The sequence below is a fragment of the Lederbergia lenta NBRC 16444 genome (assembly GCF_001591545.1).
Classification (GTDB): Bacteria; Bacillota; Bacilli; order Bacillales; family Bacillaceae_C; genus Lederbergia; species Lederbergia lenta.
In genome coordinates this window covers 44,004-63,377 of the sequence record NZ_BCVC01000006.1, presented here as the reverse complement: position 1 = coordinate 63,377, position 19,374 = coordinate 44,004, and the positions used below count along the sequence as shown (strand labels likewise).

At 36.5% G+C, this 19,374-nt stretch carries 12 protein-coding genes; 1 reads left to right on the top strand and 11 read right to left on the bottom strand.

Annotated elements, in window-relative coordinates:
• Position 1: 1 nt before the first annotated feature.
• The 9 genes from BLE01S_RS16105 to BLE01S_RS16065 form a co-directional block, all read right to left on the bottom strand.
• Positions 2-808: a two-component system regulatory protein YycI gene (locus BLE01S_RS16105; RefSeq protein ID WP_066144711.1), complete on the bottom strand. Its 807-nt coding sequence runs from the start codon at positions 806-808 to the stop codon at positions 2-4.
• Complete coding sequence (locus BLE01S_RS16100) at positions 795-2,132, bottom strand: YycH family regulatory protein (RefSeq protein ID WP_066144706.1); 1,338 nt, start codon at positions 2,130-2,132, stop codon at positions 795-797. The genes BLE01S_RS16105 and BLE01S_RS16100 overlap by 14 nt, the downstream gene beginning before the upstream one ends.
• Positions 2,129-3,955, bottom strand: coding sequence for a cell wall metabolism sensor histidine kinase WalK (gene walK / locus BLE01S_RS16095; RefSeq protein ID WP_066144703.1), 1,827 nt, complete (start codon positions 3,953-3,955; stop codon positions 2,129-2,131). The genes BLE01S_RS16100 and walK overlap by 4 nt, the downstream gene beginning before the upstream one ends.
• Before the next feature lie 5 nt (positions 3,956-3,960).
• Positions 3,961-4,668 (bottom strand): response regulator YycF, encoded by a 708-nt coding sequence (gene yycF, locus BLE01S_RS16090; RefSeq protein WP_066144700.1) that lies wholly within the window; start codon positions 4,666-4,668, stop codon positions 3,961-3,963.
• Between the two features lie 132 nt (positions 4,669-4,800).
• Complete coding sequence (locus BLE01S_RS16085) at positions 4,801-6,234, bottom strand: M23 family metallopeptidase (RefSeq protein ID WP_066144697.1); 1,434 nt, start codon at positions 6,232-6,234, stop codon at positions 4,801-4,803.
• Positions 6,235-6,551: 317 nt separating this feature from the next.
• On the bottom strand, positions 6,552-6,803 hold the full coding sequence (locus BLE01S_RS16080; RefSeq protein ID WP_066144694.1) for a hypothetical protein: 252 nt from the start codon (positions 6,801-6,803) through the stop codon (positions 6,552-6,554).
• Positions 6,804-7,084: 281 nt separating this feature from the next.
• Positions 7,085-9,397, bottom strand: a complete 2,313-nt coding sequence (helD, locus tag BLE01S_RS16075; RefSeq protein WP_066144691.1) for an RNA polymerase recycling motor HelD — start codon at positions 9,395-9,397, stop codon at positions 7,085-7,087.
• 305 nt (positions 9,398-9,702) lie between these two features.
• Positions 9,703-10,863: a M20 metallopeptidase family protein gene (locus BLE01S_RS16070; protein WP_066144688.1), complete on the bottom strand. Its 1,161-nt coding sequence runs from the start codon at positions 10,861-10,863 to the stop codon at positions 9,703-9,705.
• 179 nt (positions 10,864-11,042) lie between these two features.
• Entirely contained in the window at positions 11,043-12,452 is a 1,410-nt protein-coding gene (locus tag BLE01S_RS16065; RefSeq protein WP_066144685.1) for a YfcC family protein, read from the bottom strand.
• A gap of 507 nt (positions 12,453-12,959) precedes the next feature.
• On the opposite strand from BLE01S_RS16065, the gene BLE01S_RS16060 reads away from it, so the two are divergent.
• Complete coding sequence (locus BLE01S_RS16060) at positions 12,960-16,049, top strand: hybrid sensor histidine kinase/response regulator (RefSeq protein WP_082788775.1); 3,090 nt, start codon at positions 12,960-12,962, stop codon at positions 16,047-16,049.
• Between the two features lie 348 nt (positions 16,050-16,397).
• Here BLE01S_RS16060 and BLE01S_RS16055 read toward each other — a convergent pair whose 3' ends face one another.
• Positions 16,398-17,159 carry a DeoR/GlpR family DNA-binding transcription regulator gene (locus BLE01S_RS16055; protein WP_066144682.1) on the bottom strand — a complete coding sequence of 254 codons (762 nt, stop codon included), beginning with the start codon at positions 17,157-17,159 and terminating at the stop codon, positions 16,398-16,400.
• 80 nt (positions 17,160-17,239) lie between these two features.
• On the bottom strand, positions 17,240-19,306 hold the full coding sequence (locus BLE01S_RS16050) for a bifunctional aldolase/short-chain dehydrogenase (protein WP_066144679.1): 2,067 nt from the start codon (positions 19,304-19,306) through the stop codon (positions 17,240-17,242).
• Positions 19,307-19,374 lie beyond the last annotated feature (68 nt).

Below are 19,374 nucleotides of genomic sequence, written 5' to 3'. Positions count from 1 at the left end.
TTCACTCCAATATGTTTTTATCTGGGCTTGTATTCATTTGAATGACTTGACCATCAAATGCATTCACAAGCATGTTTTCTTGCTCACCTTCATGCTCCACCACGAAATGCCATGTAGGTGTAAGAACCTGTGTCGCTTCCATACTTACGAGCGTGTAGTAGCCGAGCTTCGCACTTATGATTTCACTATTCGGATTTAGGGCTCCTTTTAGATATAAAGCCTCTAAAGCCCGAAAAGCCGTTAGCACTTCTTCTTGTTCATTTATGGGTTCAATTGTTTCTAGCATTGTTTGATCATATGCATACACTTCATTTGATTCATTCACATAAAAAGTAAGATACGCGCTTCGATTCAAGAACATGAATTTATTATGGAATGTTTGATAATAGGTAATGGTTCCGACTTCTTTATCATAGTTCCAGAAGTCGTATTGACTTCCCTCTAACACATTAGCTTTAATAAATGCATTTAGCTCTGATAAATCGGCTTTTTCCGTCAGTTTAATTGGCTTTTTCAACTCTGCACGGATAAGTGTATTACCTTCTAGCGTAATCACTTGATGTTTCGAATCTTCTATATCATCTTCTGAAAAAACCTTCGTATTAGCGCTCATATACTGGTCGCTAACTATTTCCATTGGAAGGTCATCATACACAATACCATCGTCTTTCATGTTTTCCTTCAGTGAGACATCGCCTTTTACTTCTAATTGATTTGTTTGATGTTTTGTTAACAGCTGGCTAAATAGGAAGAGATCGAGGATCAGAAAGGCGATAATAAATATACTTTTTATCCTACTCCAATCCAAGGAAATCCCCTCCTGTATCATCTATTGTGAGACGAAGCCAAGATCCTCCATATAGGTAAAACCAAGAAGGCTCGAGTACAAATACCTTAGGATTTTCAGGATCAATGGCAAGCTTATATCCGATCATTATATCTTCAAGTAGATCTATATCCTCTTGGATATCAGAGCTTTCCTTTAAGTAATTTAGCACCTCTTCACCAGAAGGTAATTCTATTGACTTCTTATCAGTAAGAGGGATAGAAATGTCTAAAGAGAAATAAGGCCGTCTATATTTATAAATCTCCTCCGCTCCCCATACCTGGCGAATCTCTGTCATACCATCCTCATTAAAAACAGGTCGTCCTTGTATAAACAGTTGAAAAACGGTTGTCTGTTGATAAGATCCAAGCGAAAAATATCGATATTTATCTGTCCAACCTGAATGTTCATTAACAAAATCAATACTTCTATTTAACACATGTTTATCACTTTCTTGTAGATTTAATGTTCCTGGGTCTTGTCCAGGATTAATATAAAAAATCATATTTGTGTTGTAATCTACGTTCATCATACTAGAAATATCTGTGAATTTTTCTCCATTAGCCAATATATCTCTTCTAACAGCACTTGGATCTTTGAAAAGAGCATTCTTAAACTTCTCTGGATCAATATAATCTGCGTAGTATTTGTATTCATCTAACTTCGTTTTATTTTCAGGCAAAAATATCGTCTGATTGCTAGGTAAAGTATATTCTCCATATTTCTCATACTTTTTCTTGTCGTCATTAATTTTTGTGATTAAAGCTGATATTCGTTCCGGATTGACATGGCTTTCAAACACTCGATTTTCCTTCGTATTAACAAAGTAAATGGTGGCACCATCTTGTGAATCGCTAGCTAAATTAATGACAATCCTGTTGAAAGCAGCATTTGGCACATTATTTGTTTCTACGTGCAGTACCCCTTTGTACAGTTCAAATGGGACTAAATCAGGAAAGTAAATTTCAACATTATTATTCGTATGGGAAATATCATGAATCCGAGCGTCACTTAAAACTTTTGCTTGGCTAATATCATAAAAATTCCATCCTCTTATTTCATTAATAAGTGGATCGATATCTTTATCCTTAACAGTTCCATAATGAACATTGTCGAGATGGAAAAGAACACGATTTGGTTTAATCAAGCCATCAGGTTCCTCTTGATTAGAAATAGACACCTCATGTACGTTCTTTTTATCACTAGATTCAAGCTGTGGTTGATAAGTCCATAAGCTCCATGTAAGAGCAGCACTTGCAACTACAAGTAACAGGAGTACTACTGATTTTATAGTTTCATATCTCAAGACCAATCATCCTCTTGTACAGGGTCATAAGGCAAAGTAAACAATATGGTCGTACCCTTACCCTCTTTACTTTTTGCCCAAATCTCTCCACCTTGTGCACTGATCATTTCTTTCGCAATAGCAAGCCCCAGTCCTGTTCCACCTAATTGCCTAGTTCTTGCTCTATCCACCCTATAAAAACGCTGAAAGACTCTATCAATATTATCTTTAGGTATACCTATTCCTTGGTCACTAATGCTTATTTCTACTTTTCCATCAAGTTCTTTCAGACGAAATGTAATCTGACCACCATCTGGAGAGTACTTCAATGCATTAGAAATAATATTATCAATTACTTGAGTAATTTTATCTTCATCTACTTCTACAAATATCACTTTATTTGGCAACAATCTTTTAAATGTAATGTCACGCTCTTTCATCATGTCAAAGCGATCAATAATATGATTGAAAAACTTAACAAAATCAATCCAATTAGCATTGATTTCATAGTTTCTACTGTCCATTTTTGATAGGTTCAGTAAATCATTCACAAGTCGAATCATTCGCTCTGTCTCATATTGAGTCACACTTAAAAAGCGTGGCGCTAATTCTTTGTCATGTAATGCACCTTCAGACAAAGCCTCTAAATAACTGCGCATAGTGGTTAGTGGTGTTCTTAATTCATGGGAAACATTCGCAACAAATTCTCTACGCTCTGCATCTAGTTTTTCCTGTTCTGTAATATCATGCAACACAGCAATCAAACCATTTACAAACCCAGTTTCACGCTGAATCACAGAAATATTGGCACGTAATATATATGGATATTTATCCGTACTATAGTCTAATATAAGTGATTCCCGCTCTTCAAGCAGGTCTTCATAGCTATATTCCTCTTCTAATTGCAATACTTCAATTACAGGCTGACCATCAACTGTTTCACGTGAAACATTTAGCATTTCCACCGCTCTTTCGTTGATTAAAATAATACGACCTTTTCGGTCAGTCGCTATTACTCCATCTGTCATGAAGGTTAAAACAGAAGAAAGCTTTCTACGTTCTCCATCTGTCATCGCCTGAGCTTCTTGTAATTTTTTTGTCAAATGATTAAAGGATTGTGCTAATTGTCCAATTTCATCTGGACCGTATACTTTCACTTTACGAGAGAAGTTCCCTTTTGCCATTGCCGTTGCCTGACGTTTCATATCAGCAATTGGCCGGGTAATCATCCTTGCTAATACAATACCTAGAATGGCAGTGATAAGCATAGCAATAGCTGTCCCAGTGATAAATATATTATTAATTTCGTCCATTTGCTCAAACACGGTTTCAATCTTTGCAACAACATATATAGCACCAATTATTTCGTCACCAGATTTAATCGGGTAGGTTAAAATCCACACTCTACCATCAGATTGCTTATCAAGAAAAAGCCTATCTTCCTTTTCACCGTATGTCAGCGTCCGCTTCACCATCACATCTGTCATTTTCTGTCCAACAATCTTTTGATTGCTTGGATCAGACGTGCCAATAATCAAACTGCGATTATTAATGATACGTACTTCTGATATATCTGACGCAGAGAAGTCCAAAAGTAAATTATGGACTTCTGTTTCAAGAGGTGGTATATCTGCCCCTGATCTATCTTTAATTAATTCTTCCCTAATATTATATTCTAAAAGTGGGAGTCTCCCCTCGACCGCTGTTTGAAAATTTTTAACGAGCCGGTCTTCTAATTTTCCAACGAAGTAAACACCAATAATCTGCATAGCAATAATAATTAACAAAAGATAAATAAGGACAAATTTAAGATGAATAGAACGGAAGAAGCTTACTTTTTGCATGCAGATTACTCCTGTTCAGGTGCGCGTAGATAATAACCCACGCCTCTTCTTGTCACAATCCATGTCGGATGACTTGGACTATCCTCAATCTTTTCCCTGAGACGTCTTACCGTTACGTCAACTGTTCGAACATCTCCAAAATAATCATATCCCCAAACGGTTTGTAACAAATGTTCTCTTGTCATTACTTGTCCAATATGTTTGGCCAGATAATGGAGAAGCTCAAACTCTCTATGTGTTAATTCAATTGTTTCACCATTTTTTGAAACGACATAGGCATTCGGATGAACAGTGAGCGTCCCAATTGTAATTTCATTATTTTCCTCTTCTTCTATTTGCTGAGAAATTTGAGAATGTCGACGTAAATTTGCCTTCACTCGTGCAATTAATTCTCTCGTGCTAAATGGCTTTGTTACATAGTCATCTGCACCAAGTTCAAGTCCTAGCACTTTATCTATTTCTGAATCTTTTGCTGTTAGCATAATAATCGGCATGTCATATTTCTTGCGTATTTCTCTACACACCTCCATGCCGTCACGTATCGGTAGCATAATATCTAGCAAGATCATATCTGGTTTCATTTCTTCCACAAGTCGAAGTGCTTCATCTCCATCATAAGCACATTGCACGGTAAAGCCTTCCTTTTGTAAATTGAATTGAAGAATATCAGCAATTGGCTTTTCATCATCCACAACAAGTATCTTCTTCTCCATGGCATTTATCTCCTTTAAAAATATTTATCATCTATATAAACGTAAAAGTATGTGTACTCTTAATCTCTTTATTTTAACACATTGAAAGAGACAGGTCCAAAAGCGCTGTGGCTTCATTGACCTGTCTCTTTGTTAAAAGTAACTTAGAGGATTTTTCAGCTGTCCGTTCTGATACATTTCAAAATGAAGGTGTACTCCGTGAGCATCTCCCGTGGCACCCATTATTCCAATCGAAGAGCCTTTTTCAACCTTTTGTCCCGCCGAAACACTAATGGAGTCTAAATGTGCATACACTGTTCGATACCCATTTTGATGGTCGATAACAATTTTATTTCCATATCCACCATTATTCCAACCAGCGGAACTAACAATCCCATTATCTGCAGCCTTAATAGTAAGATTGCTTGGACGAGCAATATCAATTCCCTTGTGCAATTTACCCCAACGCTGTCCCGTTTCACTAGATACATACCCTCCAGAAGCAGGCCAAGTAAATTTCCCAGTTCCACGTGAAGGAATAACTTTCGTACCTTTTTCGATCATTTCGTTAATCGGTTTTTCTATTATGTTTTCATCCATTATTTCCTTACTATCCTGTTTCCCATTTTCCTCAATCACTTTATAGGTGAAAGCAGTTTTACCCTTCTTGCCCGTTTGTGTCACTTTTGTTTCGCCTTTTGGCATCTCACTATTTTCAATAAATTCTTTTTCATAGTCTACAGTATCTTCCTGGTAAGCTTCTTTTTCTACCATTACATGGAGAAGAGGCTTCGTCACAAGTACGTTCAATTCTTGCCCAATTTGCAAAACGGATTTTTCCGTCAAGTCTTCATTTAATTGTATAAGCTGCTCACTTGTTAACTGATAGGTATCAGCAATCGTTCCCAACACATCTCCTTGTTTTACTTCATGTGTCTTTTCTTCTAATGTACCTTTTTGAAACAATTTTACCGCTTCATCTGCAGTAAGCATTTCATTAGGAAGAATTAAATCAGAAGAAAAAGTTATCTCTTCTTCCATGTGGACATCTTTTATCCGACTTTCTCCACTTTTAAGTGATGGTAATGATGTCACTTTATTTTCTTCTGATTCAGCTTGCTCTAATTCCTCTTCAGAAACAAATAGTAACTTGAATTTTTTCAGAGCCAACTCGGCTTCCGCCTCGTCCTTCACATATGCGATCACTTTATTATTCAGTGTTAACCCAATTGCTTCTGTTTTGATCGTCAGCTGGTCCTTCAATTTATCAACAACAGTATTGTCTGCTGCATTCGGACGAAAAACTTGTTCCGAAATATATGTAAGTTCATTTCCTAATTCTAATTGGTAGTCTTTATAATCCTTCTGTTTTGCTTCAACTGCCTCGTCCACTACCTGATCCGTAATCTTTTGATCAGAAATAGGTCCAAGATATTGATCGTCAAGGTATACATGATACACTGTATCCAGTTTCGTATTAGCTGTCGCAGTAATTGATACAGTTGTGAATACCATCATAAAAACGAACATCTTTATTAAAAACCCGGCTGGCTTGATGCCTTTTAACCGCTTTCCTTGCAAATCCATTCTGTAAATCCCCCTAAGATTGCTTCCCATTTATATAATTAGATTATTGATGTTTCGTATTTTCACGTGTTTTACTTTAGCATAGAATACTTTGATTTTGAGATGATTCCACAGAATGTAATATAACTGTATCACTATCTTTATCTATCATGCTTTAATAATGGTTCTATATTATTAATATAGAGGGATTTATAAGAGATATAAGACTCTGTTTCTACTGCTTATATTTTATTACCATTACATCTCTTTAATATTACAATTTCATTACAAAAAGCGGATATTGCAACAGCGATATCCGTTTTCCCCCAAAATAATGATCATTTATAATAATATTCTTGCCACTTATTATTACCTTCTTCATAAATTCTTCGCCATTCTTCATTTCCATTATCATATGATTCTCGCCATTTATCTGTTTTTGTCTCGTAACCATATCTCCAAATATCTAATCTTCGAGCATCAAGTTCTCTCCATATTTCAGTCCTCATATCAAGAGAAATTATTTCTTTATTTCTTAATTCATCCAATAAGTCATCGGCGTGTATATTTTCAGTGCTCGATTTTTCCATTATTGTCGCTACAACCAGCAAATAAAAGTAATAAGGCAAAAATAATAAATAGACGTTTCTTCATTTGACTTCCACTCCATATTTTTTAGTCAATTCTTATAATAGTATTATTGTGTAAATTTTCCATAGGTTATGAAAAAAGGTTACTTAGTACCTAAAATCCCTAACTATCTCAACAATACAAAGAACTATTTGTATGATAATGCAGGTAGAATAGAAGAGGAAAAAGCCCCATAGAGAATTACTCTACAGAGCTTATAGTCGTTATAATTAGAATCTATCTACATTTTTTCCATTATATATGTTTCCTCTGAAATCTCATCAATAAACGGAGTTTTTTCATCCATATAAAAAAGATAGAGCTCATGCATCGCTCTTGTACACGCAGTATAAAAAAGCTTACGCTCATTCTCCCTATTATATTGCTCTTTAGACGCATTATAAATAATAACAGCATCATATTCGATTCCTTTTGCCAAATATACTGGAAGAATGACGACCCCTTTATTATAGGAGTTTGCGTTTTTATCCATATGACGGATATGTAGCATTTTTCCTAATATGGCATATGCATGGAGGCTTTCTTCCAGTGTCTTGCAAATAATAGCTATTGTTTCATGGCCATTTTCTTTTAAACCCTTTACACAAGCCTCTATATTTATATGTAAAGAGTGAGTATTATCTACATGCATTAAAACTGGTTTTTTCCCCTCGCGATTGAACGGCTCAATCATTTCTCCTCCAGATACCAGCCCTTTTGTAAATTCTACAATCTGTTTTGTCGAACGGTAACTTTTTTTCAATACAATTCTTTCCGTATGATCCATCTCTGCTTCCAATAAAGTAGGCGCATTATTTGTATGTGCATAAATTGCCTGATTAATATCACCCAGAATGGTCATTTTACTATTCGGGAAAAGCTGCCTGAGATACTCCAATTGAAAAGACGAATAGTCCTGTGCTTCATCAATGAATAAATGACGAATGAGTGTATTGGATTTTCTGCCTTCTAGTTGATCTTGTAAATACAAATACGGAGTTGCGTCTTCATAAGTCATATAATTAGAGTTCAATCGATCTATTGTGTCAGAGCAAATAGCATCCCAACCATCTGGCTGTTTAAATGATCCTTTTAGTTTAAACAATTGACGATATAAAGCCGGCACATTTAAAAATCCAAATCGCTTTACGGCTCTCTTAATAGGTGTAAAATGCTTACTTACAATTGCTTTTGCCATAAGCTGCAATTCTCGTTCCGTATCTCCAAAAACATCTTCCACGTTTTCCTGTTCTGTTTGTACCTGCCTGAATACCTTTAAATAATCGGCTTTATCTAATAACTCCGCTTCCTCGATAACCCAATCCTTCAACCTTTCTACTTTTTCTTCTCTAGCAAGTTCCCTTATTATTTGCTCCATTGTTAACTTTAAACGATTTGGGATAGAGATAGATTTCTCTTGAGAGTAGAAAATATTAGATATATCCTGTGCGGAAAGAATTGTGCGATCACGGAAAGTAATGTTTTTAAAAATGAGTCCCTGCTCAGAAAGATCGTTTATATATTCATCAATAAGTGTCTTAAAGCCGATACTCGATTTATATTGAATGGCTTTCATCCTACTATCATATCCCGGCTCATTTATTGCAGTCAGCGTATATTCCAATTGAGAAAAAGGATCTTCTATATCAAATCTTCCTCCGAGTCTCGTAAGCAAATATTGTTGATATGTTGTTTGCTCCATGTTATCTTCCCCTAGCTCCGGAAGCACGGTTGCCACGTAACTATTAAAAAGAGGATTGGGTGAAAAAAGCATAATATTATCAGCTGATAGCGTATTTCGATACCGGTAGAGCAAATAAGCAACCCTTTGAAGAGCTGCCGACGTTTTTCCACTTCCAGCAACTCCTTGAACAATTAGGAACTTACTTCGCTCATTACGAATAATATCATTTTGTTCTCGCTGAATGGTAGATACGATGCTCTTCATCTGCGTGTTTGCGTTTCCCCCAAGCACTTCTTGCAACAAGCTGTCACCAATCGTAACACCTGTATCAAACATACTTTTTAGCTGACCTTCCTTTATAATAAATTGCCGTTTTAATTCCATCGTTCCTTCAATCATGCCCGACGGAGTTTTATAGATAGCGCGGCCTGGCGAGTAATCATAATACAGACTGGAAATTGGTGCACGCCAATCGTAAATTAGAAACTCTTCGTCATTCTCATCCATCAAGGAAGCCACACCTATATATGTGCGATCCGTTTCTCTCTCACCATCTTCATGAAAATCGATCCGACCAAAATAAGGAGACTTTTTCAGTTTATCGATCTGTTTGAGTTGTGTATTCGAATGTCCGTGAGTTCTTTCCCGTTCAGCGAGAAGTTCAGCTTGTTGTTTAATACTTGTAAAGGTCTCAATTACATCATCCGGCTCATCTAGATTGACCGTAACATCTTCCCAAAAATTCTTTCGAAGTTCAATAATTCCTTCTTTAAGCCCGCCCATATTTCCATGAAGCTGCTTCATTTTTTTATCAAGTACATCCTGAATAAAATCGACTCTTTGCTGCTCTTTTTCTCGCTCCTTATTCATTCGGCAACTCACACTCCCTCTTTTTTCGAAAAAAATGTTTGACACCCCAATTACCCTTGTGCTATAATTTAAATTGGATACAAATATACACACGCATTAAAAGGTCAAACAAAATTAAGAATAACATAATTCAATATATATTTCAATGGCTGAACGGGACTTTTCCGTTCAGCCATTTTGCTTTTATCCTAGCACTCTACGCTACCTCCTTTTCCAAAATGTAGAAACAAACCAAATGCTTCATTTTACCCTTTAACAGGAGTGCATCAAAAAAAGCACACCCATTAAATGAGTGTGCTTCGACTTTATTTATTTAGTGCAAGTTGAATCATCAATTCAATCGCTGTTGGAATGGCATCTTCATCAATATCAAATTTCGGATGATGGTGAGGGTATTCGCTTTTATTACTTTGCATCCCTACATTTATGAACGCACCCATCTTTTCTTTCAAATAGTAAGAATAATCCTCCGCACCCATAGATGGATCCATTACGGAAAAAGTATCAGCTCCAAATGTTTGGGCAATGATTTTTTCCGCATATTCACAAGCTTCAGGATGATTATATAGTGGTGGTGTACCTATAATATATTCGTAGTCACCTGTGGCCCCAAAGCTGGCACAAATGGATTCCGTCAGTTGTTTCGTTCTTGTGTGCATTAAATCAGCAGCCTCATAAGTCATCGCGCGAATTGTTCCAGTTAATCTTGCTTCAGAAGGAATAACATTAAACGAATTTCCCGCTTGTATGCCACCAAATGAAATAACACCGGCATGAAGTGGATGCAGACTTCTGCTTACAACCGATTGGAATGCTTGAATTAAATGAGATGCAATATAAATGGGATCGATCGCATCTTGTGGCTGACCGCCATGTCCACCAATTCCTTTAATCTTAATATCAAAATCATTGCACGATGCCATAGCTGGACCTGTTGCAAATCCAATCTTCCCTATTGGAAGATTTTGCATCAGATGAATACCAAAAATAGAGTCTACTCCATCTAGAACTCCTTCTTTTACTAGTTGCTCCGCTCCACTTGGTGACGCTTCTTCTGAGCTTTGGAAAATAAATTTTATATTATTTTTCACTTGATCTTGATTGCTACTCATCCATTTAGCAACAGCTAATAAAATAGCTGTATGACCATCATGACCACATGCATGTGATACACCTGGATTCCGGGAAATATATGGCTTGTTCTCCCCTTCTTCTTCGATTGGTAATGCATCCATATCAGCACGAAGCGCGATGGTTTTTTTACCTTCTGTACCTTGCAAATAGGCTACAACGTTTGGTGCTGAGTAGTTTTCATCAATCGAAATACCGAATGCTGTTAATGTTTTTCGTACATAAGCAGCTGTTTCAAATTCCTGTCCTGATAATTCAGGATTCATGTGAAAATGTCTGCGTTGTTCTATTGTCCAAGCTTTTAAAGCCGAGTCTACTAATTTAGTTGGTAACATGATGATTCTCCTTTTTCTTTTCGTGACCATGTTTTGCAATTTTGAAAACGTCTAAGTATGAAACAAATAACATAAGATCCCTCAACTAAGAATACCGCCATCCTGCGGCAACTTCGACGCACCCACGTCTTGTGAGCGCGGTTTGTACGTCGTTTAACGGGCGCCTTGCGCTTTTCTTGTTAAAATGGTCCGTATTTGATGGCTTGGGCAATAAGTAAGAAAATAATGCCGAGTGCGACTTCGATTAAAATAAAGGGAAGTACCCATCTGAACCATTTTGTATAAGGAATCCCAGCAACTGCAAGGCCTGCAATTAGTACGCCCGATGTCGGGAAAATTGAGTTCGTAATTCCATCACCAAGTTGGAATGCAAGCACTGCTGTTTGTCTTGTTACACCGACTAAATCAGCAAGCGGCGCCATGATTGGCATTGTAAGTGCGGCCTGTCCACTTCCTGATGGAACGAGAAAGTTTAAAAATAGCTGCACAAAAAACATACCAACGGCATTAAAAGCTGGTGATAATTGGTTAAGCAATGTAGATGCATAGAATAAAACAGAATCCATTAACTTACCGTCTTGGACTATAACTAGAATCGATTGAGCAAATCCAATAATTAATGCTCCACCAATAACATCTTTCGCACCATCCATAAAGTTATCTGCGATGCTACTTGGCGTTAACTTACCAATAAAGCCCATTAGGATACCAAATAAAAGGAATAATCCAGCAATTTCCGTAATGTACCAGTCGAATTTTAATACACCAATAATTAAAATCACAAAGTTTAGTAAAAAGACACTTAATACCCATTTATGACGAGTTTCCAACTTGATATCTTTCTTATTCAATTCGTTCTTGCTTTGTTTCGTATTTCCTATAAAGCGCAGTTCAGGTTGTTCCTTAATTTTTTTAGCATAACGGTATACATAGATAACACCAGCTAAATAAAATGTAACGAGCATGATGAGTCTAAGTCCAATACCGGAAAATGTCGGCAACTCCGCTATACCCTGTGCGACTCCGACGTTAAATGGATTGAGCACAGCACTAAGGAATCCAATATTCGCGGCCAATGAAACGATGGCAAATCCAACAATAGAGTCAAATCCAAGTGCGATAGCAAGTGGTGTGATAATGGCCACATAGACGATCGTTTCTTCTGACATCCCCATTAATGTGCCACCAACAGCAAAAAATAGCATTAATGCCGGGATAAGAAACAATTCCTTATTGGCTAATTTCTTCGTAATTGTAACGATAAAAGCATCCATTGCCCCTGTTGCCTTCAATACTCCAAACGCTCCACCAATAATTAAAACAAAAAAGATAATACCGGCGGCAGATATCATTCCTGAATGAATACTGGTGAAAATTTGAAAAAATCCAACTGGGGATTGCTCTGTAAACTGGAATGAATCAGGATTTACAATTGTTCGTCCGTCTACTTCTACTCTTTCATATTCCCCAGCTGGGACAACATATGTTAATATTGCCGCTACTACCATCACACAGAAAATTAACACGAAGGCGTTAATGTTTCTACCTTGGGGCTTCTTCGTAACTTTTTTGCTCGTTGCATTACTCATGATGTATACTCCTTTTATATATTTACCCATGTATTTTTAAGATTATTTAAGAATAATTATGCATCTTAGTGTAATCAATATTCATAGAAAATGCAAGGTAAATTCCTATAAAATTGCATATAAATATTGGTAAATGGGCATATTTGCAACTTATTTATATTTATAAAATATTCATTCTTTTATAAATTCTCCTTACACATAGTTTTATTACATATTATCAATCATTTAAACGTTTTATTTTATAGAAAGATCATGATTCCACTCATTACTCATACTAATTGATTAGCCACCATAATAACCTAGAAAAGTTGCTATAGAAATTAGACTCTGTCATCCTCTCTCAACTTCCTTTATTATTTTTTGGAAAATGGTACCCATTAGGTAAATTTCTGGTATAAATATAATAGGTCAGTATATCGACTCATTCTTCTTTGAGTCCCTCCTATTCAAAGGGGAGAAAATTAAAATACTTTATTCATAACTATATAAAGGGATGGAAAAGAGACGATGTTAACAAATCAATACATGTCTAAGCGAAGAATTTTTCTTATTATTGGTCTATTTATATTTGTGCTAACTAGTTTTCGTATTACATGGATTAAATTTCACTCCACTCCAGATCACCCTCAAGCAAAGAATGGAATAATAGATTTGCAAGATTGGGAGTTTAATAGTGAGCAAACGATTAGTCTAGATGGAGAGTGGGAGTTTTATCCCAATCAATTTCTTCCCCCTAACTCAGATCATTATCAGAGTACAGCGCTAGATAAACACCTAGTTTCTATACCTAATAACTGGAACAAAACGATATCTGATAATGTGATTATTTCACCTCAAGGGTTCGCCACTTATCGCTTAAAAATCTTACTTCCTGAAAATAAGCAGCGATTATATGGCATCTATGTACGAGATATTTCGACAGCATCAAAAGTTTTTATAAATGGCTCATTAATAGCTGAGTCTGGCCAACCAGCGAAGTCCGCTAGCCAATACACTGGGAAACTCGGCCCATATTCAGCCATCTTTCAAACAGAGCGCGATCAAATGGAAGTCATCATTCATGTAGCGAACTATGAAACCACTTATACCGGTGGAATTCCTAAATCAATAAAATTTGGAACAGAACCGGCTATAAGTAAAGAGGCAAATTCATCAAGATCAATGCAAATGATCGTATGTGTTATTTTATTATTACATGGAATGTATGCTCTCGGTTTATACATCATTGGCAAACAACAAAAAGAACTCATTTACTTTAGCTTATTACTCGTTTTTGCCATTTTCTCCATTTTAGTAGATGAAGATAGAATATTATTTTCTTGGTTACCGATTGATATCAAGTGGTCACTGAAATTAATGTATTTATCCTTTGCTGGTGTCCTATTTTTTATGCTCGCATTTATCGCATCTGCCTTTAGCTTAAAGAGCCGGATTATTCAAGTATTTTTAACACTGTATAGTATTTTAGGGGTCGTCATTTTATTCATTCCTTTTCCATACATGATGTTTATAGGCCCTATTACGATGCTTTTAAACTTTATGACCTATCTACTTATGTTTATACTATTAATCCATATTATTCGAAAGGGAGATTCAGATGCAATTTTTATCCTTTTGTCCAATACAGGTAATTTTGTCAATATTTTATGGGGAATTGCTATAAATGCTAACTTGATAAAAATCCCTTATTATCCATATGACTTTATTATTGCGATTATGGTTTTTACCTTTTTTCTATTTAAACGTCATATTCAAATTTTCAATCAAAATCGAGAACAAACGAAGATACTTCAGAAAGCTGATAAAATGCGGGATGAGTTTTTAGCAAACACGTCGCATGAATTGCGAAATCCTCTCCATAGTGTAATTAACATTGCCCAAAGTATTTTGGATGATAAAACCGATTTTTTAACGAATAAGAATAGGAGAAATTTGGAACTACTTATTAAAGTAGGACGGAGGATGACATATACACTCAATGACCTTCTCGATATTACGCATTTAAAAGAAAAAAATATTCACCTTCACAAAGAAAGTATTAGTATTCACGCGATTGCTTCTGGTGTATTCGATATGATCCGTTTTATGACAGAGGGAAAGAATATTCATTTACATCTCGACATTCCAGTTGATTTTCCTAAAGTGATAGCAGATGAAAATCGACTAATTCAAATCTTATTTAACCTCCTTCATAATGCGGTTAAATATACAAATGAAGGTACTATCACGCTATATGGTGACTATAACGAAAAGATCGCAATATTTTATATACGTGATACCGGTATTGGGATCGATACCGAAACGCAAAAGAAGATATTTGATCCGTACATACAAGAAAATGCTAGCATGACATCTATTGGTGGTGGCATTGGTTTAGGGCTTAGTATTTGCAAACAGTTAGTCGAACTACACGGTGGGGAGCTTAACGTAGATTCATCGCCAGGCCAAGGATCCGTTTTCTCCTTCACACTTCTATTAGCCGAATCACCTACTATTGAAAAGGCAGCTCAATCAGAAGTCGCTGCTTCTATTAGTATTAATAAGGTATTACCTAAAGTAAAAGAGTCAGAACTAATCGATCCACCCCTATTAGCTATTAGTAGTGACGAACCAAAGGCTAAGATTTTTGTTGTTGATGATGATCCGGTTAACTTAATTGTATTAAATAATATCCTTTCTTCAGAATATGATATTACCACTACAACAAGTGGAAAAGACGCATTGATTCACATAAACAAAGGTGAATGGGATTTGATTATCTCTGATGTGATGATGCCTCATATATCCGGGTATGAATTAACCCAAACACTTCGCAAGCAATTTTCTATCTCTGAATTGCCGATTTTACTGCTAACTGCTCGTGGACAAGTGGAGGATGTATATACCGCCTTCAGCATGGGCGCTAATGATTATGTTGTAAAGCCAGTCGAAGCATTAGAATTGAAATCCCGTGTTAAAGCGTTAATCGATTTAAAAAGAGCGGTCAAGGATCAACTGGGGATGGAGGCTGCATGGCTGCAAGCTCAAATTCAACCACATTTTTTATTTAATACATTAAATACGATTGCTGCTCTAAGTGAAATTGATTCAGAGAGAATGGTTATTCTGCTTGAGGAATTTGGAAATTACCTGCGGAGAAGCTTTGCTATAGACAATACAAGAACAGTGATCCCAATTAAGGATGAGCTTGCCCTTACACGTTCTTATTTATTTATTGAAAAAGAACGCTTTAGAGAAAGGCTACAAGTAGAGTGGGAGGTTGATGAACAACTTTCTTTAAAAATCCCTCCACTATCCATTCAGCCTATCGTTGAAAATGCTGTTAGACACGGTGTTCTTAAGCGCCCAAATGGGGGCACAATATGTATTCAAATTACTGATCATCTTACTTTCTTTAAAATTGCAATAGTGGATGATGGCGTCGGAATGAGCCAAAGTAAAGTAGCGGATATTCTTAATGGCCAACGTAATAAATTAAGTGGTATTGGTTTAACCAACACTATTAGGCGATTAAAGCAATTAAATGGAGAGGGATTACAAATAATAAGTGCTCCTAATCAAGGTACCACAGTAAGCTTTCACATTCCAAAGCTTTAAAAACTAATAGGGTTTGCTTGTTTAATGCAATTCCTTCATTAATACAGATTCTACAGAAGGTATACAATTCTTACTATATTTATATGATTGGAACAAAATCACTATGAGAAAATGAAAACCAAATTGATGGAAGCGTAAGGTGGCGACTCTGAGAGAATCAAGCGTGACAGGTAAGACCCTGCAAGGAGCAAAGCGACTGAAGCGGAAATCAACGGTGATTCATTTCCCATTATGTATAGATAATGTTATTACGACCCAATAAAAAAAGAGGAGTATCCAAAAAGTTGAACTTCTACGACTTCTTGGAGACTCCTCTCTTATCATTACTTCAAGTGATTTATGATGCAATTATACCTTTATTAAAGGAATCGATCGATCAGTTAATTGTTGGACCGTTTGATCATCGACTTTGCTATCCGTTATAATGTGATCAATTACATTCAAATTATTAATCCGAGAAAAAGCTTGGACACCAAATTTTGTATGATCCAACATAATATAAATAAGATCTGCTCTATCAATCATCATTTTCTTCAGTCGAGATTGTTCTTCATTTGACTCACTAATCCCATTCTCCATATGTAACCCCTTACACGATATAAACGCTTTATTTACGTGGTATGTATCCAACGATGATTCTGCCAAAGGCCCTACATAGGATAGTGATTTAGAGAGTAATGTCCCTCCTGTCGATATAACCGTAATTTGTTTCTTTTGGCTTAATTCCATTGCTACTTTAATTGAATTCGTTAATACAGTTATTGGTTTATCTCGCATTGCTTTAGCCATATACCATGCAGTTGTGCTTGCATCTAGGATTATTTTATCTCCTTCATTAACATGTTTCACTGCCTCAAGAGCAATTTCCTTCTTCTCTTTTACATTCATTATTTCTCTTTCAGTATAAGGAATCTCCAAGGAATCTGTAGGGCTAATGCTTATCGCTCCCCCATGACTTCTAGAGAGTTTCTTTTCTCCTTCCAACTTTTCCAAATCTCTACGGATGGTCTCTTCTGTGACGGAAAAAATCTGGCTTAATTCTGTTACACGAATACTTTTCCGTTCATTTACAAGTCCAACAATCTTCTGTTGTCTCTCAGCAACAAGCATATACTTCCCTTCTTTCCATTATCTCAGCCTATTATAATATAGATTCCCTGTTAGAAACAGGGAATCTATATGGTTCATTATTATCTAGTAAAGGCTGCTGCTACCCCTCCATCCACAGTTACCATACATCCAGTAGTTTTGGCTGCTTTGGACGATGATAAGAAAGCGATGGATTCAGCAATATCTTGTGGTAAAATGTTTACATTCAAAATAGTTCGTTTACGGTAATGTTCTTCCAAATCATTTGCACCGATTCCATAAGAGGAAGCTCTTTCTTCCTTCCATTCCGAATCCCATATTTTAGATCCGCGAATAACAGCATCAGGCAGTACAGAGTTTACACGAATACCATATTGACCGCCATCTGCAGCTATTGTTCTAGCTAGATGGACTTCTGCCGCTTTTGCCGTACTGTATGCAGCAGCATTTTTACCAGCATAGATAGAGTTTTTCGATCCAACGAATACCATACTACCACCGATTGCTTGATCCTTCATTAACTTAAATGCCTCTCTAGCTACAAGGAAATATCCTGTAACCAATACATTCATATTTAAATTCCATTTCTCAAGTGTTGTTTCTTCAAATGGACTTGAGCTCGCTAATCCTGCGTTGTTAACGATAATATCTAGACCGCCATATGTTAAAACAGATGCTTGGATGGCTGCAATGACTTCCTCTTCTTTCGTTACGTCCATCTTTACAGCCAGTGCACGGCCTTCACCAAATCGCTCATTAATCTCCAATGCAAGTTGCTCGGCACCTTCTAAGTTAATATCTGCAACCACTACATGTGCACCTTCGGATACTAAACGATAACATGTTGCACTACCAATTCCTCCAGCTCCTCCAGTTACAAATGCAATTTGACGTGAGAACTCTGCTTCAGGTGGAGCTAAGCTTAGCTTGTAAAGCTCTAATGGCCAGTATTCAATCGCAAATGATTCTTCCTCATTTAATGACACAAAGTTTCCAAGCGTTGTGGAACCTTTCATTACTGACACAGCACGATGGTATAATGATTCGCTTACCTTTGCTGCTGACCAACTTTTACCTGTATTAAGCATTCCAAGACCAGGTATAAGTATAACACGCGGGACTGCTTCTACAATTTCATCTCCATCTGATTTATTCCGATTAAAGTAGGCGATATATTCATCCTTGAAGGAAGCAATACCTGATTTCACCAATTCAATTAAATGCCCAACATCTTCGCTATTAGGATCCCATTCAATAAATAATGGCGTACGCTTTGTATGCACTAAATGATCAGGACACGCTGCTCCAATTTGAGATAATTCTTTCGCTTCTCTACTATTCACGAAAGATAATATATTTTCACTATCATCATAAGTTACGATCATCTTTTTCTCGTCGCTTACTTGTCCGCGTACAATAGAAAGTACTTGTGAAAGAATTTCTTTCCTTTCAGTAGCCTCTAATGATTTATATTTTGAACCACCAAAAAGGTCCTTTCCTTCCGCTTTATTTTCTATATAATCTTCCGCTTCTTGAATGATGGAAATTGTTTTATTATAGCTTTCCTTTGATGTCTCTCCCCAAGTAACAAGCCCATGTTTTTCCATAATAACTAGCTCTGCTTTCGGATTGCTTTGTACCCCCTCAGCAATCATTTTCGAAAGTTTAAACCCCGGTCTAATATATGGAACCCATACAAAACGATCGCCATAGATTTCTTTTGCGATTTCTTTTCCATTATCAGCACAAGCAATGCTAATAATAGCGTCTGGATGCGTATGGTCAACATGCTTGTAAGGTAAAAATGCATGTAGCAGCGTTTCTATCGAAGAACGGGGATGCTTAGCATCAATCATACAGTGAGCTAAATAATCTACCATTTCTTCATCTGTCATATCATCTTTTTCTATTAATGGCTTAATATCTTCCATCTTCAACCCAGTAAAATTCTTATCTTTCATGGTCGCAAGGTCAGAGCCACTCCCTTTGACCCACATCACTTCTATTTCATTACCTCGAAAGTCGGTTACTGTGGTTTTAGTGGAAGTATTTCCTCCACCCCAATTGGCGACTGAACGATCTTGACCTAATATATTTGAACGATATACCAATTCTCCCAAACCACTTTCAACCTTTGTTCCCTCATCACTCCAACGATTTTTCACCATTCTATTTCCTCCTCTATTTCTAAATCTTTGTTCTATCAATCTCTTGCTCTATATTTAGTTTTCGCTAG

Coding starts and splice junctions, on each gene's coding strand:
- walK (WP_066144703.1), bottom strand. CDS start 3,955: ATGCAAAAAGTAAGCTTCTTCCGTTCTATTCATCTTAAATTTGTCCTT.
- yycF (WP_066144700.1), bottom strand. CDS start 4,668: ATGGAGAAGAAGATACTTGTTGTGGATGATGAAAAGCCAATTGCTGAT.
- BLE01S_RS16085 (WP_066144697.1), bottom strand. CDS start 6,234: ATGGATTTGCAAGGAAAGCGGTTAAAAGGCATCAAGCCAGCCGGGTTT.
- BLE01S_RS16080 (WP_066144694.1), bottom strand. CDS start 6,803: ATGGAAAAATCGAGCACTGAAAATATACACGCCGATGACTTATTGGAT.
- helD (WP_066144691.1), bottom strand. CDS start 9,397: ATGAATAAGGAGCGAGAAAAAGAGCAGCAAAGAGTCGATTTTATTCAG.
- BLE01S_RS16070 (WP_066144688.1), bottom strand. CDS start 10,863: ATGTTACCAACTAAATTAGTAGACTCGGCTTTAAAAGCTTGGACAATA.
- BLE01S_RS16065 (WP_066144685.1), bottom strand. CDS start 12,452: ATGAGTAATGCAACGAGCAAAAAAGTTACGAAGAAGCCCCAAGGTAGA.
- BLE01S_RS16060 (WP_082788775.1), top strand. CDS start 12,960: ATGTTAACAAATCAATACATGTCTAAGCGAAGAATTTTTCTTATTATT.
- BLE01S_RS16055 (WP_066144682.1), bottom strand. CDS start 17,159: ATGCTTGTTGCTGAGAGACAACAGAAGATTGTTGGACTTGTAAATGAA.
- BLE01S_RS16050 (WP_066144679.1), bottom strand. CDS start 19,306: ATGGTGAAAAATCGTTGGAGTGATGAGGGAACAAAGGTTGAAAGTGGT.